The organism is Citrobacter sp. CFNIH10 (assembly GCF_002934585.1).
GTDB lineage: Bacteria > Pseudomonadota > Gammaproteobacteria > Enterobacterales > Enterobacteriaceae > Citrobacter_A > Citrobacter_A amalonaticus.
In genome coordinates, this window is the sequence record NZ_CP026216.1 from 2,500,680 (window position 1) to 2,526,159 (window position 25,480).

Genomic DNA, 25,480 nt, shown 5'->3' on the forward strand with positions numbered 1-25,480 from the left:
GGCGCTATTTCTTGATATAGTAGGGCGTAAATTGATATTTTCACTTTTAGTGGAATAAATACTTTACACTTAACGCTGTACTAGTTTGATGGTATGATTATTCCTTTAATGACATCTGATCCTGCCGCTTTGCGGCCTTCTGGGGAACGCCCACTATGACGCAACCGCTTTATCTTGTTGGCCCACGCGGCTGTGGAAAGACAACGGTTGGCATGGCGCTGGCTACGGCAATTGGTTGTCGGTTTGTCGATACCGATCAATGGCTGCAGTCGCAGGTACAAATGACCGTCGCGGAAATCGTCGAGCGTGAAGGTTGGCCGGGTTTTCGCGCCAGAGAAACGGCTGCACTGGCGGCGGTGACTGCACCGTCAACGGTCATCGCGACCGGCGGGGGAATCATTCTCACTGATTATAACCGCCACTTTATGCGTGATAACGGCATCGTCATTTATTTAAGCGCGCCGGTTTCCACGTTGGTTCATCGTCTTGAGGCCTCGCCTGAAGAGGAGTTGCGCCCCACGCTGACCGGTAAACCCCTGAGCGAAGAGGTGCAGGAGGTGTTGCAACAGCGGGATATTTTGTATCGCGAAGCGGCCCATTTCATCATTGATGCGGCGAATTCACCTGACCAGGTGATTTCTGAAATTCAGCGCAGGCTGGCGCAGCGCGCGCGCTGCAGGCAAGGCGGGGTCTATACTTAAACTTCATTCGACAGAAGGAAGCACTATGCCAACCAAACCGCCATATCCACGCGAAGCGTATATTGTCACCATTGAGAAAGGGACGCCGGGACAGACGGTCACCTGGTACCAGTTGCGCGCCGATCACCCGAAACCGGATTCGTTAATCAGCGAGCATCCCAGCGCGCAGGAAGCGATGGATGCGAAAGCCCGTTACGAAGATCCTGATAAAACCTGACGACTGAACGGCTCGGAATGGAATCTGAGCGAGTGTAAACCCAACCTGCATCACATTTTTCGCCGATGAATCGTTGTACCTGAAAACTAACATCAAACAATAACAACCTATTACTGGAATGATCTGGAATCTTTACACAGCGATTTGCGCTGCGCCTGCTACGCTTTTTTGCATTTGCAAAAGGTAAGTGTCGGCAGTGGTGCAGCGCATTTGCCCGGGAATAAACGACGAAGTAAAAAAGAAGGTGGAAAAAATGAGTGCGTCGTTGGCTATCCTCACAATCGGTGTTGTACCCATGAGTGAAGTCTTACCGCTTCTGACTGAGTACATCGACGAACAACATATCACCCATCACAGCTTGCTCGGAAAAATGAGTCGTGATGACGTCCTGGCGGAATATGCGCTGGAGTCCGACGAAGACCCGCTGTTAACCCTGCTTAACGATAATGAACTGGCTTATGTTTCGCGGCAGAAAGTAGAACGCGATCTGCAAAGCGTCATCGAAGTGCTGGATAACCAGGGCTACGACGTCATTTTACTGATGAGCACCGTGTCGATTGCCAGCATGACCGCCCGTAACAGCATTCTGCTTGAGCCGCTGCGTATTATTCCACCGCTGGTGGCCTCAATTGTCGATGGCCATCAGGTGGGGGTGATTGTGCCGGTTGAAGATCTGATGGCCGATCAAGCGGAAAAATGGCAGGTTTTACAGTCGCCGCCGCTGTTCTCGCTGGCGAATCCGGTTCACGGCAGTACCCAGCAGTTGATTGAAGCCGGTAAAGACCTGCTGGAACAAGGGGCGGATGTCATCATGCTGGACTCCCTGGGTTTTCATCAGCGCCACCGCGATGTCCTGCAAAAATCGCTCGATGTCCCGGTACTGCTCTCTAATGTGCTGATTGCGCGACTGGCTTCAGAATTGCTGGTTTAATTTTGCGTGACAGGCCAAAGGGCTGCCCCCTATATTGGTTGTCAATTTACCAACGAGACAGGGTCCGTTTATGCTTCAAAGTAACGAATACTTTTCCGGCAAAGTAAAATCAATCGGCTTTACCAGCAGCAGTACTGGCCGTGCCAGTGTAGGCGTGATGCTGGAAGGTGAATACACCTTCGGTACCGCAGAGCCTGAAGAGATGACGGTCGTAAGCGGCGCGTTGAATGTGTTACTGCCGGATACCACCGAATGGAAAGTGTATGCCGCAGGAGAAGTATTTAACGTCCCGGGCCATAGCGAGTTTCATTTACAGGTCGCAGAACCGACCTCTTATCTTTGCCGCTATCTGTAATATTTTTTCCCTCTCCGTGCGGAGAGGGAATCTTCGTTTAGCGCTGCGCTTCGCCGCCTAAACCTTCCACCAGATTCTGAATCAACGCGGCCAGTTCGCCGGTCATCAGGATAAAGTCCGCGTCGAAACGCTGGGCGAAATCTTCCCGGTCGATGTCTTCGTTTTGATCGCGGAGTTCGTCACTGAATTTCAGGCGCTTAATCGACGCGTCATCGCAGATCATAAACTGAATACGCTGCTGCCAGTCGAGCGCCAGTTTGGTCACCACTTTACCGGCTTCAATGTGCACGGCGATCTCGTCGCTCACCAGATCCTGTTTCTTTGCCCGGATCACGCCGCCGTCTTCCAGCATGGCTTTCAGTTCGGCTTCGTCGAGTAACTGGAAGCCCTGCGCCACGGTGCCGGAACGCACCCACTCGGTGAGCGTCAGCTCAATCGGGTTTTCCAGCGCCAGCGGAACCACCGGCAGAGAGCCGAGGCTCTTACGCAGCAGCGCCAGCGTATCTTCCGCTTTTTTTGCGCTTGCGCAGTCCACCATGATCAATCCGTTCACGGTGTCGATCCACATCATGGTCTGACTAAAGCGGCTGAAGGCGCGCGGCAGCAGCGAATGCAGCACTTCATCCTTCAGCGAGTCTTTCTCGGTTTTCTTCAGCTTACGCGCCTGTTCGGCTTCCAGTTTGGCGATCTTCGCTTCCAGCGCCTGTTTGATCACCGGAGAGGGCAGGATCTTCTCTTCTTTACGCGCGCAAATCAAAATCTGGCCGTTGTTAGTATGCGTCAACGCATCGCTGTGCGATCCCATTGGCGGCACCCAGCCCGTTTTTGCCATATCCTGGCTACCGCAAGGGGTAAACGTCATCGAGGCTAGCTGTTTTTCCATCTCCTCGGCACGCAATGAAATATCGCGGCTAAGACGGTAAACCATTAAATTTTTGAACCACAGCATGATAATTTCCACGGCCTTGTCGTTAAATCCAGCGCGTATAGTAACGAATTGTCGGCAGGCTTGCATTGCCATTCCCTATACCTCGCTCTACTCTGTTGATATTCCCAAAAAAAGAGGAACACCGTGTGCGTATTGGTATTGATTTAGGCGGCACCAAAACGGAAGTGATCGCGCTCAGTGAGGCTGGTGAACAACTGTTCCGCCATCGTCTGCCGACGCCGCGAAATGACTATCAGCAAACCATCGAAACCATTGCCACGCTGGTGGCGATGGCGGAGCAGACCACCGGACAAACGGGGACGGTAGGGATAGGGATCCCGGGTTCCATTTCGCCTTACATCGGCGTGGTGAAGAATGCCAACTCCACGTGGCTGAACGGTCAGCCGTTTGATAAAGACCTCAGCACCCGTCTGCAGCGTGACGTTCGTCTGGCGAATGACGCGAACTGTCTGGCCGTTTCTGAGGCCGTTGATGGAGCGGCTGCCGGGGCAATGACGGTTTTTGCCGTGATTATTGGTACCGGCTGCGGCGCAGGTGTGGCGCTCAACGGTCGGGCGCACATCGGCGGCAATGGGACGGCGGGCGAATGGGGTCACAACCCTTTGCCGTGGATGGATGAGGATGAGCTTCGCTACCGTGAAGAAGTCCCCTGCTACTGCGGAAAACAGGGATGCATTGAGACGTTTATTTCTGGTACCGGGTTCGCCACCGATTACCAGCGCCTGAGCGGTAACGCCTTAAAAGGCAGTGAGATTATCCGTCTGGTGGAGGAGCAAAATGCGCTGGCCGAACTGGCGCTCAGCCGCTATGAGCTGCGGCTGGCAAAATCGCTGGCTCATGTGGTGAATATTCTTGACCCGGACGTTTTCGTTCTCGGCGGCGGAATGAGCAACATTGACCGCCTGTACAAAACGATACCGCCGCTAATTAAACGGTTTGTGTTTGGTGGTGAGTGCGAAACGCCGGTACGTAAGGCTCTGCACGGAGATTCCAGCGGCGTGCGCGGTGCGGCGTGGCTTTGGCCGCAGGAATAGTGCCAGGAGAGGCCGGCGCTATCCGGCCTGTCGTACCTGTTATTCTACGGCAAACATCCTGTCGAGTTTGCTGTAGCCTAGTCCGTTGATTTTCTTCACCTTGATCTGCACCGGAATCCGTTCTTTCATCGCTTCTACATGGCTAATCACGCCAATGGTTTTGCCGCTGGCGTTGAGCGCATCCAGCGCATCAAGGGCGGTATCCAGCGTTTCACTGTCGAGCGTGCCGAAGCCTTCATCAAGGAACAGCGAGTCAATGCGCGTTTTGTGGCTGACCAGATCGGAGAGCGCCAGCGCCAGCGCGAGACTGACCAGGAAACTTTCGCCACCGGAAAGGGTACGGGTATCGCGTACGGCGTCGGCCTGCCAGGTATCGACCACCTCCAGTTCCAGCGCTTCACTGGCCTTACGTTGCAGTAAATAGCGACCATGCAGGCGGGTCAACTGGTTGTTCGCCAGCCAGACCAGGTTATCCAGCGTCAGCCCCTGGGCGAATTTGCGGAATTTATCCCCCTCTTTAGAGCCGATTAGCGCATTCAGGTAGCCCCAGTCCTCAACCTGTTGCATCGCGTTGTCGATTTTTTGCATCAACGTCTGCTGCTGCTGGCGATTGTCGCTGTCTTGTTTTAGCTGTTGGCGTATTTCGCCCTGACGCGTAGCGTTATCGCGTACCCGATCGTTAAGCTGCGCCACGGTTTGCTGAACATGCTCAATCGACAGCGTGGGATCCAGACCCGCTGGCGGTTGTTGCTGATGTGCCGTCAGCGCTTGCGCCGATTGTGTGGCGAGCGTCTGTGCCTGCTGAACCTGGTTTTCCAGCGACTGTTTTAGCTGTTCCAGACGCGTGACCGCCTCGTCATCCTGCAGCGCGGCAAGAAATGCTGCCTGATCGGCAAACAAACTGTGCGACAGCGCGGCATCGAACTGCGCCTGCGCATCGGCAGCGCGCTGAGTTTCCTGTTTCTCCTGCTGCTGTAATGTCTGCAATTGACTGCGCAGCGACACGCATTCGTCATGAACCTGACGCCAGTTTTCCAGCGTCACGCTTGCATCATCTTCAGCGTCGGTATCAACGGCGGGCAGCGTTTCGAGTAGCGGGGTGAGCTGCGCGATGCGCGCCTGTATCGCCGTCAACTCCGTCTGCCGCTGTTGCCATGTTTGTGCCTCTGCCGCGCGCGCATCTAACCATGCCTCCTCGCTGCCTTCCTCAGGAAGTGACAACGTATAGCGGCTTAACTGTGCTGCCAGCGTCGCCTGGCGCTGGTCGATTTGCTGGCGGAACTGCGCCACCTGCTGTGCATGGGCGGTAATTTGCGCCTGTAGGTCATGGCGCTGGCTCAACTGGTAGAGTTGCTGCTCGTGTTCGTCCTGCGCCGTCAGCCAGGGCTGAATATCATCCTGCGGCTGTAACGTGAGGTTCAGTGCGGCGATCGTTGTTTGCCACTGTTGAGTGAGCGCTTGCTCATCTTTAGCCAGCGTCTGCGCTTCGCTTTCGTCACGCTGTAGCTGCTGGTTGACTGCCTCGGACTGTCCACGCAGGGTGGCGCCTTCGTCGGCCAGCATTTTGACTTCTTTTTCCAGCGCATCGCGTCGCGCCTGATTAACACCAGGTTCGAGTGCCTGATATGCCGCGACAGCAGGATGGGTGGTGGAACCGCAAAGCGGGCAGGGCTGGCCGGACTGCAACTGCGCACGCTGGCTTTCCAGATCTTTGATCCGCGCCTCTTGCTCACAGAGTGTTTTAACATCCTGATACTGCTGATATTTATCTTTATACTGCTGGCGCTTTGCCTCCAGCAGGGTATTGAGTCGGGCCAGTTCCTGTTTGTTATGCGTTATCGTCGCCTGAAGCTGACTCAAACGCGTCAGTCGGGGAACAATCTGACCATGGAGCGAAAGCAGTTGCTGGCGCAGAGGACGCTGTTGCGCATGTTGCACCAGCGCCGCTGCGACTTCCTCTGCCGTCAGATTGAGCGTCACTGGCGGCAGCGATTCCAGCTTGCGGCTATCGTTGACCTGCTGTTGCTGCCATTTTGCCAGCTGAACGTTATCGCTGGCCTGCTGAGCAAAAAGGGCGCGCCATCCTCCTGACTCGTTGTTCCATAGGCGAAAGCGATCGTGTTCGTTTAGCCACTCGCTCAGCGTCTGTTGCGTAGCGAGCAGGGCGGTGGACTGTTGCTCTGCCTGGCGTCGGATGTGGTTGCGAAGCGTGAATCTACTCTGTAAGCGAGTATTTACTTCGTTAATCTGCTGGCGAGTACGGGAGACGGTAGCGGATTGTTCCTGAATGCGCTCCCACAATGGTCGCAACGCTCTGGCAGGCTGTGCGAGGCTGAGCGTTGCCAGCTGTGGCTGGGCGTTTTCCAGCGCTTCCTGGGCAACCTGCAGCATCTGCTGACGCTGGTTCGCGTCGGTCTGCAGTTCGTGCTGTCGCGTCAGCCAGTTCAACTGCTGCTGTCCAGTCTGCTGCTGGGCGACCAGCTGTTTTTCTTCGTCAGTGAGTGTCTGCAAACTTTCTGTCAGCGTCTGCAACGCCTCGGGGGCTAACAGCGCGACGCCGTTGGCTTGCGCCTGTAATTTTTCCAGTTCGGTGCGTGCGGTTTTGTGCTGTTCAAACACCTGGGCAGAGATCTGGCCGTAAATTTCCGTGCCGGTCAGCTCTTCCAGCAGTTCCGCACGCTCTTTCGGCTTCGCGTTGAGGAAGGCGGCGAACTGCCCCTGCGAGAGCAGCATCGAACGGGTAAATCGACCATAATCCAGACCGGTCAGTTCCGCCGTCATCTCCAGTTTGTCTTTCACTTTGTCGGCAAGGATTTTCCCGTCGGCACAGCGCGCCAGTTCAACGCGCGGAACCTGTAAATTACCGTCGGGCTGGTTGCGCGCCCGGTTCTGGCTCCAGAACGCACGATACGCTTCGCCTTTGACTTCAAACTCCACTTCCGCCAGACATTCCGCCGTATCGCGGGACATCAGATCGTTCTGCGATTGCGACACGGTATTCAGGCGTGGCGTCTCGTGGTACAGCGCCAGGCAAATCGCGTCGAGCAGAGTGGTTTTACCCGCCCCCGTAGGCCCGGTAATGGCAAACAGGCCATTGCTGGCAAAGGGCTCCACCGTGAAATCGATCTTCCATTCCCCTTTCAGCGAATTGAGGTTTTTCAGGCGCAGACTGAGAATCTTCATGCCTCATGCTCCCCGGACAGTGTCTGTAGTGTGCGGTGAAAAAGTGCTGTCAGGCGTTCGCACTGCGGCGGCTCAAGTTCTTCCAGCGCCAGACGGCGAGTAAATACCTCATCCACGCTCAGCTCGCTCAGCGTTTCCTGGCGTTCGTTACACAACATGCGTTCGCGCTGCTCCCGACTGCGTCGGACTAACAGTACCTCAACGGGCAGCGTTTCCGTCAGCGTCTGAATTTTCCGCTGCATATCATGCAGGTATTCATCGGTGGTGATTTCGATATCCAGCCAGACCGGGGGGGCCGGAGGGCTGTCACGCCACTGCTCCAGCTGTTCGGTAATGGCGGCGAAATCGCCTTTTAATATTGCCAGCGGTTGCGTAACCGGAACGATGAGTTCCTCAACGCCGGCTAACGCGCCGTCCTGGAAGTCCACCCGATGCACGTACTTGCTTTTGCCGCATTCGTCAAAGCTCAGCGCGATGGGCGAGCCGCAGTAGCGGATGTGCTCCGTACCGCCAATTTTCTGCGCCCGGTGGATGTGGCCCAGCGCGATATAATCGGCAGGCGGGAAGTTCTGCGCCGGGAAAGCATCCAGCGTACCAATATAAATGTCACGCACAGCGTCACTTTTGCTGGCGCCAACGGTGGTCAGGTGGCCGGTGGCGATAATCGGCAGGGCGAGATCGCCACGTAACGCGCAGGCGGCCTCGTATTGCTGCTGATAATAGTCGGTGATGGCACCCAGCAGATGCTGCTGTTTTTCCTGACCGGAGAGTCCCGCCTGACTGCTGACAATGTCGCGCGGGCGTAAAAACGGCACCGGGCACAGCACCGCGCCGGGCTGACCGTCGCGACGATGCAGGAGTTGCGGCGCGTGACCGGCGCTGGCCACTACCGTGGTATTGAGAAACGCCAGAATCTCACGGGATTCATTCAGCGTGGCGACGGAATCATGGTTTCCCGCTAATACCACCAGATGACAGCCCGTTTGCTGTAGGTTGACCACAAAACGGTTATAGAGCTCGCGGGCATAGCTTGGTGGTGAGCCGGTATCGAAGATATCGCCTGCCACGATGATCGCGTCCACCTGCTGCTTAACCGCCGTTTCCAGCAGCCAGTCAAGAAAAGCCTGATGTTCAGCGGCACGGCTTTTACTGTAGAAATTTTGTCCCAGATGCCAGTCAGAGGTGTGAAGGATGCGCATAACGGTTCCATGGCAAAAAAGCATAAAGGGGATTATAACCATTCGGGAGCTGTAATATCTCGTTTCTCGGGTGTCATAAATCAACAACCTAAGGTTAACGTCAGCATACATTTTCATAAATCTGTCATAAAACTGACGCATAATGGCGCCGCATTAAGACAGATGATGATAAGCAACTTATATAACAGGGCAAATCATGGCGAGACGTATTCTGGTCGTAGAAGATGAAGCTCCAATTCGCGAAATGGTCTGTTTCGTGCTTGAGCAAAATGGCTTTCAACCCGTTGAAGCTGAAGATTATGACAGTGCGGTGAACCAGCTTAATGAACCCTGGCCGGATTTGATCCTCCTTGACTGGATGTTGCCCGGCGGTTCTGGTCTACAGTTTATTAAACACCTCAAGCGTGAAGCGATGACCCGGGATATTCCGGTCATGATGTTGACCGCCAGAGGGGAAGAAGAGGATCGCGTACGCGGCCTGGAAACTGGCGCGGATGATTACATTACCAAACCGTTCTCGCCGAAAGAGCTGGTTGCCCGTATCAAAGCGGTGATGCGTAGGATCTCGCCGATGGCGGTGGAAGAGGTCATCGAGATGCAGGGGTTAAGCCTGGATCCCACATCGCACCGCGTGATGACCGGCGACAACCCACTCGACATGGGGCCGACAGAATTTAAACTCCTGCATTTCTTTATGACGCATCCCGAGCGGGTTTACAGCCGTGAACAACTGCTGAATCACGTCTGGGGCACCAATGTCTACGTTGAGGATCGCACGGTTGATGTGCATATTCGCCGTCTGCGTAAGGCGCTGGAAGCCAGCGGCCACGATCGGATGGTGCAGACGGTTCGCGGGACAGGGTATCGTTTTTCGACCCGTTTCTGAAAGGCAAGAACAAGAGCCTGGCTCTGAAGGGAGAGTGACCCGTGCTGGAACGGCTGTCATGGAAAAGGTTGGTGCTGGAGCTGATACTTTGCTGTATCCCGGCCTTCATCCTAAGTGCATTTTTTGGTTACCTGCCGTGGTTTTTACTGGCATCGGTAACAGGACTGCTTATCTGGCATTTCTGGAATTTATTACGTCTCTCATGGTGGCTGTGGGTCGACAGAAGCATGACGCCGCCGCCGGGACGAGGCAGTTGGGAACCGCTGCTGTACGGTTTGCATCAGATGCAACTGCGCAATAAAAAGCGTCGTCGCGAGCTGGGCAATCTGATTAAACGCTTTCGCAGCGGGGCGGAGTCGCTGCCCGATGCGGTGGTATTGACCACCGAAGAGGGGGGGATCTTCTGGTGTAACGGTCTGGCGCAACAGGTGCTGGGCTTACGCTGGCCGGACGATAGCGGACAGAACATCCTTAACCTGCTGCGCTACCCGGAGTTTACGCAGTACCTCAAGCAGCGGGACTTCAGTCGGCCGCTGAATCTGGTGCTTAATACTGGGCGACATCTGGAAATTCGCGTTATGCCGTATACCGATAAGCAACTGCTGATGGTGGCGCGCGACATGACCCAGATGCACCAGCTCGAAGGCGCAAGACGTAATTTCTTCGCCAACGTGAGCCACGAGCTGCGTACCCCGCTTACGGTGTTGCAGGGCTATCTTGAAATGATGCACGAGCAGACGCTGGAAGGGGCAACGCGCGAAAAAGCGCTGTTAACGATGCGCGACCAGACCTCGCGCATGGAAGGACTGGTAAAACAGTTGCTCACGCTGTCGAAAATTGAAGCCGCACCGACGCTTTTGCTCAATGAACAGGTCGATGTGCCGATGATATTGCGCATGGTCGAACGCGAGGCGCAGACGCTCAGTCAGCAGAAGCACACTTTTAGCTTTGAGGTGGATAACCAGCTGAAAGTGCTGGGGAATGAAGAACAACTGCGTAGCGCGATGTCCAACCTGGTGTATAACGCGGTGAACCATACGCCAGCGGGAACCCATATCACCGTCCGCTGGCAGACGGTACCGCACGGCGCGGAGTTTAGCGTGGAGGATAACGGACCGGGCATTGCGCCGGAACATATCCCGCGGTTAACGGAGCGATTTTATCGCGTTGATAAAGCGCGTTCGCGGCAAACGGGCGGCAGTGGACTGGGGCTGGCTATCGTCAAACACGCGGTGAATCATCATGAAAGTCGCCTGATGATCGACAGTCAACTGGGTAAAGGGACGCGCTTTAGTTTTGTGCTGCCGGAACGATTAATTGCCAAAAAAAGTGCTTAAAGTGCAATCGTAAGGTTTTCTTTCCATAAGCCAGCCAATGCTGGCTTATTTTCTTTGCGGCTAAGATAAGTCTGCTGAATTTATCAACGTCTGGTTGTTTTTTGTTCGCATGATAAGCCATGACTTTTTCTGTAGTATGGTGTTTTACACTGGTATGAGATTTGATATCACTATAATCTTCCGGTTTTTGGATCCCTCCTTGCTTTAAAACGTTATAAGCGTTTAAATTGCGCCCCAGATGCTGTCAGACTGACTGTATTCAGGCGGTAAATCGAAAAACTATTCTCTGCTTTCCAGGTTATGGGAGATATCCCTCTGGAATAGCTTAAAAAAACCGCTGTTTCTTCCCGCTGGGAAAGACACTACGTTAATTTAATCAACACCACATCCACAGGCCGTAAGCTTTATGACCCATCAGTTAAAATCGCGCGATATTATTGCGCTGGGCTTTATGACTTTTGCGCTGTTCGTCGGCGCAGGGAACATCATCTTTCCTCCAATGGTTGGTTTGCAGGCAGGCGAAAACGTCTGGATGGCGGCATTCGGTTTTCTGATCACCGCTGTTGGGCTACCGGTGTTGACCGTTATCGCGCTGGCGAAAGTCGGTGGTGGTGTTGATAGTCTGAGTACCCCTATCGGTAAAGTCGCTGGCGTTTTGTTGGCGACTGTCTGCTATCTGGCCGTCGGGCCGTTATTCGCCACGCCGCGCACCGCGACGGTTTCTTTTGAAGTGGGGATCGCCCCGCTGACCGGCGATTCGGCTATGCCACTGTTTATCTACAGCGTGGTCTATTTTTCCATTGTCATTCTGGTCTCGCTCTATCCGGGCAAACTGCTGGATACCGTGGGTAACTTCCTGGCGCCGCTGAAGATTCTGGCGCTGATTGTGCTCTCCGTTGCGGCCATCATCTGGCCTGCCGGTCCGATCAGCCATGCGATGGAAGCGTACCAGACCGCCGCGTTCTCCAATGGTTTCGTTAATGGCTACCTGACGATGGACACGCTGGGCGCGATGGTCTTTGGTATCGTTATTGTTAACGCCGCGCGTTCTCGCGGCGTAACCGAAGCGCGTTTGCTGACCCGTTACACCGTCTGGGCTGGCCTGATGGCGGGTGTCGGATTAACGCTGCTGTACCTCGCACTGTTCCGTCTCGGATCTGACAGCGCTACGCTGGTCGATCAGTCGGCGAACGGCGCGGCGATCCTGCATGCCTATGTTCAGCACACCTTTGGCGGTGCGGGCAGCCTGCTGCTGGCGGCACTGATCTTTATCGCCTGTCTGGTAACGGCGGTCGGCCTGACCTGCGCTTGTGCGGAATTCTTTGCTCAGTATGTGCCGCTCTCCTACCGCACACTGGTGTTTATTCTTGGCGGCTTCTCAATGGTGGTGTCCAACCTGGGGCTCAGCCATCTGATTCAGATCTCTATTCCGGTGCTGACGGCGATCTACCCGCCGTGTATCGCACTGGTTGTATTAAGTTTTACCCGCTCATGGTGGCATAATTCGACCCGCGTCATTGCTCCGGCAATGTTTATCAGCCTGATTTTTGGTATCCTTGATGGTATTAAAGCATCGGCAATCGGCGACGTGTTACCAGCCTGGACCCAGCGCTTACCGCTGGCGGAACAAGGTCTGGCGTGGTTAATGCCCACTGTCGTGATGGTGGTCCTGGCGGTTGTCTGGGATCGCGCAGCAGGTCGACAGGTGACCTCCAGCGCACACTAAGATTGCGGAAAAGTGTTTTAACCACGGGGCTATTACTGGCCCCGTGGTTTTTTATTGTGTTGATGGGTTAGGAATCGATGGAAAGTAATAACAAGCTGAAGCGTGGGCTAAGCACCCGACACATTCGCTTTATGGCCCTGGGCTCAGCCATTGGCACCGGGCTGTTTTATGGCTCTGCGGATGCCATTAAAATGGCCGGGCCAAGCGTGCTGCTGGCCTACATTATTGGCGGGGTGGCGGCCTATATCATTATGCGTGCGTTGGGTGAAATGTCGGTACACAACCCTTCTGCCAGCTCCTTTTCGCGCTATGCGCAGGAAAACCTCGGCCCGCTCGCCGGTTACATTACCGGCTGGACCTACTGTTTTGAAATCCTGATTGTCGCCATTGCCGACGTGACCGCATTCGGCATCTATATGGGCGTCTGGTTTCCGACAGTGCCGCACTGGATCTGGGTGCTCAGCGTGGTGCTGATCATCTGTGCCATCAACCTGATGAGCGTGAAAGTGTTTGGTGAACTGGAATTCTGGTTCTCCTTCTTTAAAGTCGCCACCATCATCATCATGATCGTGGCTGGTTTCGGTATCATCATCTGGGGGATTGGCAACGGTGGACAACCGACCGGGATCCATAACCTGTGGAGCAACGGCGGCTTCTTCAGCAACGGCTGGCTGGGGATGGTGATGTCGTTGCAGATGGTGATGTTTGCCTACGGCGGTATTGAAATTATTGGTATCACTGCCGGCGAAGCGAAAGACCCGGAGAAATCCATTCCGCGCGCGATTAACTCGGTGCCGATGCGTATTCTGGTGTTCTACGTGGGGACGCTGTTTGTCATTATGTCTATCTACCCGTGGAACCAGGTGGGAACCGATGGCAGCCCGTTTGTGCTGACCTTCCAGCATCTCGGTATTACCTTTGCCGCCAGCATTCTTAACTTTGTGGTGCTGACGGCGTCACTGTCGGCGATCAACTCTGACGTCTTTGGCGTCGGTCGTATGCTGCACGGGATGGCGGAGCAGGGCAGTGCGCCAAAAGTGTTCGCCAAAACCTCGCGTCGGGGGATCCCGTGGGTCACGGTGATGGTGATGACTATCGCTCTGCTGTTTGCGGTGTATCTGAACTACATCATGCCGGAGAATGTTTTCCTGGTGATTGCGTCGCTGGCGACCTTCGCGACGGTCTGGGTGTGGATTATGATCCTGCTGTCGCAAATCGCGTTCCGTCGTCGTCTGCCGCCGGAAGAGGTGAAAGCGCTGAAGTTTAAAGTGCCGGGTGGCGTGGCAACAACCATTGTAGGCCTGATTTTCCTCGTCTTTATCATCGGACTGATTGGCTATCATCCCGACACCCGCATCTCGCTGTACGTGGGCTGTGGCTGGATTGTTCTGCTGATGATTGGCTGGATGTTCAAGCGTCGCCACGATCGCCCGATGGCGCAAGCGCAGTAAGATTGTACCGGGTGGCGTGAATGCCATCCGGTCATTTCTCCTCCCCCGAACTCCTCCCCCAATAAACCTTCAGATGATGAGTTATCCTGTAAATCGCTATGGCAAGGTGTGCTCATTTTCATCAAAGGGGATACGTGATGTTGAACGCCTGGCACCTACCGGTTGCCCCATTTGTTAAGCAAAACAAAGACCAACTGGCCATTACGCTCTGGCTGACGGGGGAGAACCTGCCGCAGCGCGTCACGCTGCGTGCGGAGAATGACAACGAAGAAATTGCGCTGGCGATGCATAAATTACGCACGCAGCCGTTCCCGGGCGTGACCGCCTGGCGTGCGGCGATTGATCTTCGCAGCGGGCAGCCGCGTCGGCGCTACAGCTTCAAACTGCTCTGGATCGATCGCCAGTTGTGGTTTACACCGCTTGGGTTCAGCCGTTTTCCGCCTGCTCGTCTGGAGCAATTTGCCGTAGATGCACCGGACAGCGGGCCGCAGTGGGTGGCCGATCAGGTTTTCTACCAAATCTTTCCTGACCGTTTTGCCCGCAGTTCGTCACGCGACGCAGAGCAGGATAAGGTTTATTACCATCACGCCGCCGGGCAGGAGATTGTGCTACGTGACTGGGATGAACCGGTGACCGCGCAGGCTGGCGGCTCCACGTTTTATGGCGGCGACCTCGACGGTATCAGCGAAAAGCTGCCGTACCTGAAAAAACTGGGCGTCACCGCGCTGTACCTGAACCCTGTGTTTACTGCGCCGAGCGTGCATAAGTACGACACCGAAGATTATCGTCATGTTGATCCGCAGTTTGGCGGCGATCAGGCGTTAATGCGTCTGCGGCAGAAAACGCAGCAGCAGGGAATGCGGCTGGTGCTGGACGGCGTGTTTAACCACAGCGGCGACTCTCATACATGGTTCGATCGTTATCAGCGCGGCTCCGGCGGCGCGTGCCATAACCCAGAATCCCCCTGGCGTGACTGGTACAGCTTTTCGCCAGACGGCGTTGCGCTGGACTGGCTGGGATACGCCAGTCTGCCGAAGCTGGATTATCAGTCCGAAAGTCTGGTCAACGAAATATATCGCGGCGAAGACAGCATCGTTCGTCACTGGCTGAAAGCGCCGTGGAACATGGACGGCTGGCGGCTCGATGTCGTGCATATGCTGGGTGAAGCGGGCGGCGCGCGTAACAACCTTAAGCATGTCGCCGGGATCGTTCAGGCGGCGAAGGAAACGCAACCAGAAGCCTACGTCTTTGGCGAACACTTTGGTGACGCGCGACAGTGGCTGCAGGCGGATGCAGAAGATGCTGCGATGAACTATCGTGGCTTCACCTTTCCGCTGTGGGGGTTTCTTGCCAATACCGATATCTCTTACGATCCTCAGCAGATTGACGCGCAGACCTGCATGGCGTGGATGGAAAACTATCGCGCCGGGCTCTCTCATCAGCAGCAACTGAGGATGTTCAACCAGCTCGACAGTCATGATACCGCCCGTTTCAAGTCGCTACTGGGCAACGATGTCGCCCGCCTGCCGCTGGCGGTAGTCTGGCTGTTTAGCTGGCCCGGCGTGCCCTGTATCTATTATGGCGATGAGGTGGGACTGGATGGCGATAACGATCCGTTCTGCCGCAAGACGTTTCCCTGGCAGGCGGAAAAACAGGATGTCACATTGCTTGCCCTGTACCAGCGGATGGCGAAACTGAGGCATAGTATCCCGGCGTTACGCTACGGTGGGTGCCAGGTGGTTTATGCGGAAGACAACGTAGTGGTATTTTTGCGCGTCTACCAGCAGCAGCGCGTGCTGGTAGCCATTAACCGCGGAGAGGCGTGTGAGGTGGTGCTCCCGGCGTCACCGCTGCTGAACGTAACAGAATGGCGTTGTAAAGAAGGAAAAGGGCAGCTGGTTGAGGACGTCCTGTCGCTGCCGACGATTTCCGCCACCCTCTGGCTGAATCACTGATACAACTGCGCGATGTCGCGGCTGGCAAGCAGCGTTTCCCGCCACCACTGCTGCGCCAGCCCGTGGCTACCATCGCGCCATGCCATATAGGCGACATCTTTTTCGCGAAAAGAGATGACGCTTTTTTCGACCAGTTCGCCCGTGGCAAGCCACGGGCTGGCGATATGCCGCGGGAGAAAACCGCAGCCCATCCCGGCGCGCAGCAGCGCCACTTTACTGTGAAAATCGTCAACATGGATTTGCGGCTGTTCTTCCATCAGGTTAGTTTGCAGCGGATGGCAAAAACGCGCGCTGTCGCTGATGACAATGGCGCGGTGCAGGCAGAGTTGTTCATTCGTCAGTCTGTCAGAGAGTGCGGCCAGCGGATGATTGGGCGCCACCACAAAAACATTATCCAGAGTCCCTAACATTTTGTAGGACCACGCGGCAGAGGTCGGTGGTTCGTTAATCGCGCCAAGAATGATATCCGCGCCATTATGCGTGAGCTCTTCCCATGACCCTGCCAGCGTGTGATACGAAAATTTAAGCAGCGTTTGTTTGTTCAGCGCGTGGAAGGCGTCGATGAGAGGTAACACCACCTCAAAGGGGAAGGAAACATCCAGCGCAATGACCAGCTCTTTTTCCCAACCGGAGCTCAGTTGCAGCGCCTGCTTTTCCAGATCTTTTGCCGCACTGAGCAACAAACGCCCCTTTTCCAGCATCATCAGTCCGGTGTCGGTGAATTTGGCCCGATGCCCGGAGCGGTCAAGCAGCTCGATGTTCAGGTCTTTTTCCAGCTTCTGAATCATATAGCTGAGCGCCGCGGGCGTCTTAAACAACGATTCGGCAGCGGCGGCAAAAGTACCGTATTTGTCGATAGCGTCCAGGATAAGCAGAACGTCCAGATTAATGCGCATAGGTTGAATATATCCCTGAAAGTAAACCTCACTGTTGTACCGAATAGCGATAAACAAAACCAGTGAATAAATTAGACGGAAGATCCGCATTTTTTTGAAGGTGCCAGACTATATCGCCGGAAAAGGCTTATTTCATACGCTGGTAAGTTTTCTTTAATAAGTCGTTAGAAATTTCCAACTATACTAAACAGGCTTTCTGATTCAGGATTTGATGGCTGACGGCGGATACCAGACGTCAATTTCTAACTCATTGATTAAGGAAGTATATTATGTCTATTCGGGAACTGATTAATCCCTCTAACTCGACGCTCATTTTTATTGACCATCAGCCGCAAATGGCATTTGGGGTTGCGAATATTGATCGCCAGACGCTGAAAAATAATACCGTCGCACTGGCGAAAGCAGGCAAAATATTTAATGTGCCGGTCATTTATACTTCAGTCGAAACAAAAAGTTTTAGTGGTTACATCTGGCCTGAGTTACTGGCGGTGCATCCGGATGTGAAACCTATCGAACGTACTTCCATGAACTCCTGGGAAGACGCGGCCTTTGTGAAAGCCGTGGCGGCGACCGGGCGTAAAAAGCTGATTATCTCTGCGCTATGGACTGAAGTGTGCCTGACCTTCCCGGCACTGATGGCGCTGGAAGCCGGTTACGAAGTGTATGTGGTGACGGATACCTCCGGCGGTACCTCTGTTGATGCGCATGAGCGCGCGATTGATCGCATGGTGCAGGCCGGTGCCGTACCGGTGACCTGGCAGCAGGTTCTGCTGGAGTACCAGCGTGACTGGTCGCGCAAAGAGACCTATGACGCGGTGATGGATCTGGTTCGTGAACACAGCGGCGCTTACGGCATGGGCGTGGATTATGCCTACACGATGGTGCATGGCGCACCGGAACGTAAGGCCTGATTCTGAATTAAAAACCAGGAAAATCAATTCATTGATTCTCGGCTGATAACCACAAAGAAGGGAAAACCACCTTTTTCCTTCTTTGTCAGCAGTCTGATGGCGGGGTAACCCGCCATTAACCTTCAGCAAGGAACCCAACATGGCGCAGAATAAACCTGTGACGCTGGTGATTACGCATACTTTGCAGCCCAATCAGGCGGCGCGATATGAACAATGGCTGGGGAAAATTATGCCGGTTGCGGCGGAATTTCCCGGACACCTTGGCGCGAACGTCATTCGCCCGACGGACGGGCACAATCTGTGGAGCATCATCATTCGTTTCGACACGCTCGAGCATCTCTATAACTGGACGCAATCAGATACGCGACGGCTCCTGGTCGAAGAGATCGCTCCGCTGTTGGCGGAAGGCGATAAAACCGAGATCCACACCGAAGCGGCATTCTGGTTTACGCCCCCCGCGCCACACGTCCGTCAACCGCTGCGCTGGAAGCAGTTCCTGATCACTCTGCTGGTTATTTTTCCCAGCACTAATCTGGTGCCGTGGCTGACCGGCATGCTATTGCCGTCGCTGAAGGGAACGCTGTTACTGCATCTGATTAACGATGCCTGTGTGGTTGCGCTGGTGGTCTGGTTGTGGATGCCCATCGTAACCCGTCTGTTTGCCGGCTGGCTAAAAAAAGCCTGATCGGCTTATCAGGAGAACGTTATGTCTCAAACTGCCTCATTGATTCTGACCCACGGAAAAATACATACCCTCGACAGCCATAGCCCGCAGGCGGAAGCCGTGGCGATCAAGGACGGAAAAATTCTCGCCACGGGAACGCACGACCAGGTGATGCGTTTTGCCGCAGACGGTACACAGGTGGTTGATCTGAAAGGTCACACTGTGATTCCGGGGCTTAATGATTCCCACCTGCATCTGATCCGCGGTGGGCTGAATTACAATCTGGAGCTGCGCTGGGAAGGAGTACCCTCGCTGGCCGATGCGCTGCGTATGCTGAAAGAACAGGCCGATCGAACCCCGTCGCCACAGTGGGTTCGCGTGGTGGGCGGCTGGAGTGAATTTCAGTTTGCCGAACGCCGGATGCCGACGCTGGAAGAGCTTAACGACGCCGCGCCGGATACTCCCGTTTTCGTGCTGCATCTGTACGATCGTGCACTGTTAAACCGCGCGGCGCTGAAAGCCGTGGGATACACCAAAGCGACACCCGATCCGGCAGGCGGCGAGATCGTCCGTGATGGTAACGGTAACCCTACCGGGATGCTTATCGCCAAACCTAACGCCATGATTCTTTACTCGACGTTGGCGAAAGGGCCAAAACTGCCGCTGGAGATGCAGGTGAACTCCACCCGCCAGTTTATGCGTGAACTGAACCGTCTCGGACTGACCAGCGCCATCGACGCTGGTGGCGGTTTTCAGAACTACCCGGAAGATTACGAGATCATTGAGCAACTGCATGCCAACAATCAGATGACGGTGCGCATTGCCTATAACCTGTTTACGCAGCGACCGAAGCAGGAACTGGAAGACTTTGAGCGCTGGACCGATATGCTCAAGCCGGGCCAGGGGACCGATTTCTACCGTGCGAACGGAGCCGGGGAGATGCTGGTCTTCTCCGCAGCGGATTTCGAAGACTTCCTGCAACCGCGCCCGGATTTACCGCAAGGCATGGAGGATGAACTGGAGCGCGTGGTGCGCCACCTGGTGGAGCACCGCTGGCCGTTCCGTCTGCATGCCACTTACGATGAATCGATCAGCCGGATGCTGGATGTGTTCGAGAAAGTGAACCGTGATATTCCGTTCAATGGCCTGCACTGGTTCTTCGACCACGCCGAGACCATCAGCGAGCGCAATATCGATCGCGTGAAAGCACTGGGCGGCGGCATTGCGGTACAGCATCGTATGGCCTTCCAGGGCGAATACTTTATCGACCGCTACGGGAAAGAAGCGGTGAAACAGACACCGCCAGTGGCGAAAATGCTGGCCGCCGAGGTGCCGGTGGGGCTCGGAACGGATGCCACCCGCGTCGCCAGCTATAACCCATGGACGGCGCTGTACTGGCTGGTTTCCGGGCGCACGGTCGGCGGTACGGCGATGTATGACGACAACAACCGTTTACCGCGCGACGTGGCGCTGGAACTGTGGACGGCAGGGAGCGCGTGGTTTTCCAGCGAGCAAGGCAAAAAAGGGCGCATTGTCAAAGATCAACTGGCCGACCTGGTGGTGCTGTCAAAAGACTATTTCAGCGTCACGGAAGAGGAGATCAAAGGTATTGAGTCGGTGATGACGATTGTCGATGGCAAAGTGGTGTATGCCGCCGGACCGTTTACTCCGCTCGCGCCGCCAGCGATCCCGGTCGTCCCGGACTGGTCTCCGGTGGTGAACGTGCCGGGGCACTATCGCGCGGCGCCGCCAGCCGCCGCGAAAGCAGGCGCCGTGGTGCAGATGCACCAGTGCTGCGGGAGCTGCGGCGTACACGGTCATCAGCATGATATTGCCCGCCAGTCGGGGATCCCGGTGTCTGACGATCGGGCCTTCTGGGGCGCGCTCGGCTGTTCGTGCTTCGCATTTTAACGCGCCAGCCGGATGTGTCGTTAACGGCATATCCGGCATTTTCACCTTCAGAGATAGCGCGAATGCAACAATTTGTGTCAATCTTAGTTGATCCCGTACAGTGAAGGTGAATACATGGACGACCTTTTAATCCTCGGCTGCATCATTTTGTTCTTCGCACTGGTCGTGGTGCCTGTTCTGGCGATTGTCGCCATCAGCCGAAGTTCAACGACGCGTGATGAGCTTGCCCGCTTACGCCGTCGGGTAGAGGAGCTTGAACAACGTGGCGTTGTTGCCCCTGCGATGACACCGACGGCAGCGGCACCGGTTCAGCCTGCGGAGACGGTTATGGAGAGCGACCCAGCTCCGATTCCGGTGGCGGCGCCTGAACCTGAACCTGAACCTGAACCCAAACCGGCTCACGTCAACCCCTGGCGCTCGTATACGCCGCAGAACACGGCAAGCGCCGAGAAAATCGTCGAAAGAGACGTCCCTGTTGCCGCCGCGCAACCCTCCGCTTTTGGCGGCGTGGTGTCATCGCTGGTGCGCTGGTTTATGCAGGGCAATCCGCTGGCTAAGCTGGGGATCCTGCTTCTCTTCCTCGGTCTCTCTTTCCTGTTGCGCTATACGGTCGAGCACTCCCTGTTCCCGCTTGAGCTGCGTCTGGTTGCGGCGGCGCTGTTTGCGATTGTCCTGCTGGCGATAGGCTGGCGTCTGCGGCATAAACAGCCGATCTATGCTCTCATTTTGCAGGGTGGGGCGACAGGTGCGCTCTATCTCACCGTCTTTGGCGCGTTTCGCCTCTGGCAAATGCTGCCGATGACGCTGGCCTTTGTGCTGCTGGTGGTTATCTGCGCAGCAAGCGTAGGACTGGCGATTCTGCAAAAAGCGCTCAGTCTGGCGATGCTGGCAAGCCTCGGTGGCTATCTTGCCCCACTGCTGCTTTCGACGGGAAGCGGTAACTATGTCGCGCTGTTCTCTTTCTATTTGCTGCTTTCGGTCGGCATTCTGGCGATCAGCGCCTGGCAACACTGGCGCGAGCTTAATCTGCTCGGCCTGCTTTTCACCTTTGGCGTTGGCGGCCTCTGGGGGCTGGATGACTATCAGCCAGCGTATTACCTGAACTGCCAATTGTTCCTGATAGCCAACATTCTGCTTTTTGGCGTGCTGAGCGTGGCGCTGTCGCTGCGAGCGCAGACGAAGGGCAAGCAGATTATTGATGGCGTTTTGTTGTTTGCGCCGCCGCTGATCGGTTTTGGCATGCAGTACGCCATTATCCGCCACTGGGAATATGGTCCGGCGCTCAGCGCGTTGGGCTACGGTGGTTTCTATCTGGTGCTGGCCTGGCTGGCATTACGTCGCTACCCGTCGTTGGGCCGACCGCTGGTGCTGGCGGCACTGGCGCTGGGCGGCGCGTTTACCACGCTGGCGATCCCGCTGGCGCTGTCGGCGCAGTGGACGGCCATGGCCTGGGCGCTGGAAGGGGTGGGGATCCTGTGGCTGGGAGTACAACAGCAGCAGCGACGCATGAGTTACAGCGGTACCGCACTGCTGGTGCTGGCGTTCGGCAGCGCGCTGTGGGCGCAGGCGAACGGCACCACTGCGCTTTCGCTGATGCTGATCTTTGCCGTCCTTAGCGTTTGCTGGCTGGCAGGGGCGTGGCTGTGGCGCAAGATTCATCTGCGCGGCAGCATGGGACTGCTGGCGGGCGGGGTGATATTCTGGATTGTGGCGCTCGCGGGCGCGGCGCAGTGGCAGTTGACCTCCGATTCGCAGGTGATGGCGGGCGTGCTGGCGCTGATGGCCGTGTCGGTCTGGGGCTGGCGATTTGCCGCCGCACGCCTGACGTGGCAGGCGCTGGATGCCTGCAAATGGTTGCTATGGCCGATGATGCTGGTGGCGCTGCTGTTTCAGATTTCTCAGCAGCAGATTTTTGCCGCAGGCTGGCAGAATCTGGCCTGGTGTCTGGCATTGCCGGCGGCGGTGGCGTTGCTCTGGCGTGATGCTGAGGCGTTGCCGCCGCGTCTTTCCAGGCTGGCGCATCTCTCATTCTTCTGGATGATTATGTTGGCGCTGGCGACGGAACTGTTCTGGTTTGCCCGCGACCTGCCGTGGGGCATGGCGGCCTGGGGCAGCGGTGTGGCAATGGCGGCAGGCGGTGCGCTAATTTTCTTCGTCGCAATGGCCGTTCGTCGTCAGTTCTGGCCGTTACGGGTCTGGCCCGCGCTGTATGCCTGTCAGGCGCTGATTCCCGTCGCGGCGGCATTGGTCGGGCTGTTAGTGCTGACCAATTTGCAGGACGGCGTAGTCTACCGTCAGACCTGGCTACCGCTGCTCAATCCGCTGGAAGAAGGGGCGGCTTTTGCATTACTGGGATTGATCGTGTTTTATCGCGCCTGCCTGCGCTTTTTCCCGGTGCAGGTGTCGGTATGTCGTCCGTGGCCAGTGGTTGCCCTGGTCGCACTTGGCTTCTGGTGGCTGAACGGTATGCTGTTGCGCGCGTTGGCCTGGTATGGCGACGTGGCGTGGAACATGGAAGCGCTGTGGCATTCGCGGCTGATTCAGACCTGTTTTGCGCTGTTCTGGATGCTGGTGGCGCTGGTGGTGATGCTGCGCGCGACTCGCTATCGTTCACGCCGGGAATGGCTGTGCGGGGCGGCATTGTTAGGGATTGTGATTGTGAAACTGATGTTGGTGGACAGCGCGCGTGGCGGCGGCCTGGCGCGTGCGGTTGCGTTTATCGGTGTGGCTATACTGGTGCTCATTGTCGGGTATTTTTCACCGTTACCGCCCAAAGCTGGAGAAGAAAAATGAAATGGATGAAAGCGGTATTATGTAGTGTGCTACTGGGCGTGGCAGGCACCGCCATCGGCAGTGATGACGTGAAGGAGTCACCGAGGGATTACGCGACGGGCGTTATGCTGGAAACGCTCGGCACATCGCCGTGGTATCGCGTGTCGCTCCCGCAGGCGGTGTACCTGGGGACCGCCTGGCCAGATTTGCGCGACGTCCGCGTTTTTAATCATGCGGGGGAGACGGTGCCGTTTACGCTGGTGGCGCAGAAAACCCAACCCGTTACACCGCAAACGGTCACGCTGAGACTCTTCCCGCTGGATATGTCGCCCGTCCCGCCGCGTGAGGAGGGGAGACGTAGCGGGGAATCTTTTGTCTTACGCTCGAAGACCGGCATTGAAATTCATCTGGAAAGTGATGACGTTAAAACGGTTGGACAGAGCTATTTACTGATGCTGCCGGAGGAGATGAAAGACGACTTTTTCCTGGAGCAACTGCGTCTGAACTGGGAGACCCCGACGGGCAACTGGCAGGGGAAAGCGTCGGTCTATGCCAGTCGTGATTTACGCTACTGGCGGTCCGTACAGGAAGAGGCGCCGCTGCTGGCGCTGACGCGTGATAACGATCGGCTGAAAATGGATACCATCAGCGCCAGTCTGAGACTTTCTGCCGATGGGAATCGTTATCTGCTGGTGATCCTCGATTCGCAAAGCCCGGCGCTGACGTTAAACAGCGTCACCGCCATTGCCGAAAACAGCGCGCCGGAATCCGCACGAATCGAGATCGGCGCGCAAGAGGAAAAGGTGTCCAATGACGAAGCGATCTGGCGCTGGACACAGCCGCAGCCTCTGACTTCGCTCAGCATCGTTCTGGATGATGAAGGCGTTTTACCGGTAGAGCTGGCGTGGCGTAGCGCTGAAAAAGCGCCCTGGCAGCCACTGACGAAAACCGTGCTTTATCGCCTGAACGGCAAGCGTTCGGAGGATATTCGTCTTTCCGGTGGGCTGGTTGACGCCGTTCGGATGACGACCATTAACGCTCGCTTGCCGGAGAGACTGCCTGCGCTGAGCGGCGCGCGCGACAGCTATCAACTGGTGTTTAATACTCAGGGGAAAGGGCCTTACATGCTGGCCTGGGGCAACCGGGCGGCGCAAAAAGCGGATATCGGTCTTGATCTGTTGATTCCAGTGTCGCTACGTAAAACACAGGAGATAGACGCTCTGCCACGGGCCACGCCGCAGAATGAGGTCGCCCTCGGCGGCGAGGCGCGACTGACGGCAACATCGGCTGCCGAGCAACAAAGCCAGTGGAAAACGGTGCTGGTGTGGGTGGCGCTGATACTGGGTGTTGCCATTCTGGCGCTAATGGCCTGGCGTATCTGGCGGGAAGTCAAAAAGGATGGGACGCAGTAAGCGATAAAAAGGCTCGCCGTCAGCACGATATCGCCCGCCCCGGCGTTGACCGGCGGCGGGTTTTCCCTGAGATGGCGTCACACGATGAGGCCAAACGTTTCTAATAGCGGTTTTGCGAGCCAAACAGTTCGATGCGCCGCGCAATCATCTCGCGTACCGGTTTTAGCCCCTGATTGATCACTTTCCGCGGGTCATTGACGTCGTGACCGGTATCGGCAGCAAATATCGCTTTCACTTCCTGGCACCAGGCGTACATGTTTTCGGTATTGACGTTAATTTTTGCCGTCCCGCAGGCAATGGCTTTACGCATGTCATCGTCTGCAATACCGGTGCCGCCGTGCAATACCAGGGGGACTTTCACCAACTCGGAAATGGTTTTCATCTCCGTAAACCCTAGTTTAGCTTTGCCTTTATACAGTCCATGGGTTGAACCCAGCGCTGCCGCCAGGCAATCGACCTGGGTTTCTTTGACCAGGGTATAGCACTCCTGTGGGTTGGCGTAGATAACCTCGGAATTGACAATACCATCTTCACTGCCGGCGATGGTGCCCAGTTCAGCCTCAACCGAAATGCCTTTGCTGTGGGCCAGTTCAACCAGACGACGGGTAATGGCCAGGTTCTCGTTAAACGGCAGGTGCGAACCATCAAACATAATAGAACTGAATCCGGCGTCGATAGCCGCTTCGCAGGCTTCACGGGTGGTCCCATGATCCAGGTGCAGTGCGACCGGAATATCAATGTTTAAATAATCCATCGCATTCACCACGATGTCATGAATACATTTTAATCCCAGCATATGTTTAACTGTACCGCCGGAAACGCCTAAAATAACCGGAGAGCGTAGCTGTTGTCCGGTGCTTAATACCGCACCGACCCATTCCAGATTATTGATATTGAATTGTCCTACGGCATAACCGTCCCGTAGGGCATGCTGAAGCATGTCCTTCATAGAAACTAACATAATCACCTCTTGATATTCATTAAAAGCAA

20 protein-coding genes are annotated in these 25,480 nt (G+C 55.8%); 15 read left to right on the forward strand and 5 right to left on the reverse strand.

What is annotated here, in order from left to right; all coding sequences use genetic code 11:
- The first annotated feature begins 155 nt into the window (after positions 1–155).
- The 4 genes from aroL to ppnP all read left to right on the forward strand — a co-directional run bounded on the left by aroL (position 156) and on the right by ppnP (position 2,204).
- The gene (gene aroL, locus C2U53_RS15485; RefSeq protein WP_061070480.1) at positions 156–701 is read left to right on the forward strand and encodes a shikimate kinase AroL; all 546 of its coding nucleotides are present in this window, start codon (positions 156–158) and stop codon (positions 699–701) included.
- A gap of 25 nt (positions 702–726) precedes the next feature.
- Positions 727–918 (forward strand): protein YaiA, encoded by a 192-nt coding sequence (gene yaiA, locus C2U53_RS15490; protein ID WP_043001626.1) that lies wholly within the window; start codon positions 727–729, stop codon positions 916–918.
- Between the two features lie 253 nt (positions 919–1,171).
- Positions 1,172–1,849 (forward strand): AroM family protein, encoded by a 678-nt coding sequence (locus C2U53_RS15495; protein WP_043001625.1) that lies wholly within the window; start codon positions 1,172–1,174, stop codon positions 1,847–1,849.
- A 70-nt stretch (positions 1,850–1,919) separates the two neighbouring features.
- Entirely contained in the window at positions 1,920–2,204 is a 285-nt protein-coding gene (gene ppnP / locus C2U53_RS15500) for a pyrimidine/purine nucleoside phosphorylase (protein ID WP_042324593.1), read from the forward strand.
- Positions 2,205–2,241: 37 nt separating this feature from the next.
- Here the strand turns inward: ppnP and rdgC are convergent, their stop codons facing one another.
- The gene (gene rdgC, locus C2U53_RS15505) at positions 2,242–3,153 is read right to left on the reverse strand and encodes a recombination-associated protein RdgC (RefSeq protein ID WP_044259030.1); all 912 of its coding nucleotides are present in this window, start codon (positions 3,151–3,153) and stop codon (positions 2,242–2,244) included.
- A gap of 125 nt (positions 3,154–3,278) precedes the next feature.
- On the opposite strand from rdgC, the gene mak reads away from it, so the two are divergent.
- Positions 3,279–4,187, forward strand: a complete 909-nt coding sequence (mak, locus tag C2U53_RS15510; protein WP_104446086.1) for a fructokinase — start codon at positions 3,279–3,281, stop codon at positions 4,185–4,187.
- A 39-nt stretch (positions 4,188–4,226) separates the two neighbouring features.
- Here the strand turns inward: mak and sbcC are convergent, their stop codons facing one another.
- Both sbcC and sbcD read right to left on the reverse strand, forming a co-directional pair.
- The gene (gene sbcC / locus C2U53_RS15515) at positions 4,227–7,370 is read right to left on the reverse strand and encodes an exonuclease subunit SbcC (RefSeq protein WP_104446087.1); all 3,144 of its coding nucleotides are present in this window, start codon (positions 7,368–7,370) and stop codon (positions 4,227–4,229) included.
- Positions 7,367–8,569, reverse strand: a complete 1,203-nt coding sequence (gene sbcD / locus C2U53_RS15520) for an exonuclease subunit SbcD (RefSeq protein WP_104446088.1) — start codon at positions 8,567–8,569, stop codon at positions 7,367–7,369. Before sbcD ends, sbcC begins: the two co-directional genes overlap by 4 nt.
- 196 nt (positions 8,570–8,765) lie before the next feature.
- On the opposite strand from sbcD, the gene phoB reads away from it, so the two are divergent.
- The 5 genes from phoB to malZ all read left to right on the forward strand — a co-directional run bounded on the left by phoB (position 8,766) and on the right by malZ (position 15,924).
- Entirely contained in the window at positions 8,766–9,455 is a 690-nt protein-coding gene (gene phoB, locus C2U53_RS15525; RefSeq protein WP_043001622.1) for a phosphate response regulator transcription factor PhoB, read from the forward strand.
- Positions 9,456–9,496: 41 nt separating this feature from the next.
- A complete protein-coding gene (phoR, locus tag C2U53_RS15530) occupies positions 9,497–10,792 on the forward strand; it encodes a phosphate regulon sensor histidine kinase PhoR (protein ID WP_043001621.1) in 1,296 nt (431 codons plus the stop codon).
- A gap of 406 nt (positions 10,793–11,198) precedes the next feature.
- Positions 11,199–12,518: a branched-chain amino acid transporter carrier protein BrnQ gene (brnQ, locus tag C2U53_RS15535; protein ID WP_104446089.1), complete on the forward strand. Its 1,320-nt coding sequence runs from the start codon at positions 11,199–11,201 to the stop codon at positions 12,516–12,518.
- A 77-nt stretch (positions 12,519–12,595) separates the two neighbouring features.
- Complete coding sequence (gene proY, locus C2U53_RS15540) at positions 12,596–13,969, forward strand: proline-specific permease ProY (protein ID WP_104446090.1); 1,374 nt, start codon at positions 12,596–12,598, stop codon at positions 13,967–13,969.
- A 137-nt stretch (positions 13,970–14,106) separates the two neighbouring features.
- The gene (malZ, locus tag C2U53_RS15545) at positions 14,107–15,924 is read left to right on the forward strand and encodes a maltodextrin glucosidase (protein WP_043001618.1); all 1,818 of its coding nucleotides are present in this window, start codon (positions 14,107–14,109) and stop codon (positions 15,922–15,924) included.
- On the opposite strand, the gene C2U53_RS15550 is transcribed toward malZ, so the two are convergent.
- A complete protein-coding gene (locus tag C2U53_RS15550; RefSeq protein WP_044259007.1) occupies positions 15,918–16,820 on the reverse strand; it encodes a LysR family transcriptional regulator in 903 nt (300 codons plus the stop codon). The genes malZ and C2U53_RS15550 overlap by 7 nt on opposite strands.
- A gap of 269 nt (positions 16,821–17,089) precedes the next feature.
- Between C2U53_RS15550 and C2U53_RS15555 the strand changes: the two genes are divergently transcribed.
- The 5 genes from C2U53_RS15555 to C2U53_RS15575 all read left to right on the forward strand — a co-directional run bounded on the left by C2U53_RS15555 (position 17,090) and on the right by C2U53_RS15575 (position 24,490).
- A complete protein-coding gene (locus C2U53_RS15555; RefSeq protein WP_043001616.1) occupies positions 17,090–17,731 on the forward strand; it encodes a hydrolase in 642 nt (213 codons plus the stop codon).
- A gap of 139 nt (positions 17,732–17,870) precedes the next feature.
- Complete coding sequence (locus C2U53_RS15560) at positions 17,871–18,416, forward strand: antibiotic biosynthesis monooxygenase (RefSeq protein WP_043001615.1); 546 nt, start codon at positions 17,871–17,873, stop codon at positions 18,414–18,416.
- Between the two features lie 21 nt (positions 18,417–18,437).
- Complete coding sequence (locus C2U53_RS15565; protein ID WP_104446091.1) at positions 18,438–20,306, forward strand: amidohydrolase; 1,869 nt, start codon at positions 18,438–18,440, stop codon at positions 20,304–20,306.
- Positions 20,307–20,420: 114 nt separating this feature from the next.
- The gene (locus C2U53_RS15570; RefSeq protein ID WP_104446092.1) at positions 20,421–23,099 is read left to right on the forward strand and encodes a DUF2339 domain-containing protein; all 2,679 of its coding nucleotides are present in this window, start codon (positions 20,421–20,423) and stop codon (positions 23,097–23,099) included.
- Positions 23,096–24,490 carry a DUF3999 domain-containing protein gene (locus C2U53_RS15575; RefSeq protein ID WP_044259000.1) on the forward strand — a complete coding sequence of 465 codons (1,395 nt, stop codon included), beginning with the start codon at positions 23,096–23,098 and terminating at the stop codon, positions 24,488–24,490. Before C2U53_RS15570 ends, C2U53_RS15575 begins: the two co-directional genes overlap by 4 nt.
- A 100-nt stretch (positions 24,491–24,590) precedes the next feature.
- Here C2U53_RS15575 and fba read toward each other — a convergent pair whose 3' ends face one another.
- Positions 24,591–25,451 carry a class II fructose-1,6-bisphosphate aldolase gene (fba, locus tag C2U53_RS15580; protein ID WP_104446093.1) on the reverse strand — a complete coding sequence of 287 codons (861 nt, stop codon included), beginning with the start codon at positions 25,449–25,451 and terminating at the stop codon, positions 24,591–24,593.
- Positions 25,452–25,480: the final 29 nt, after the last annotated feature.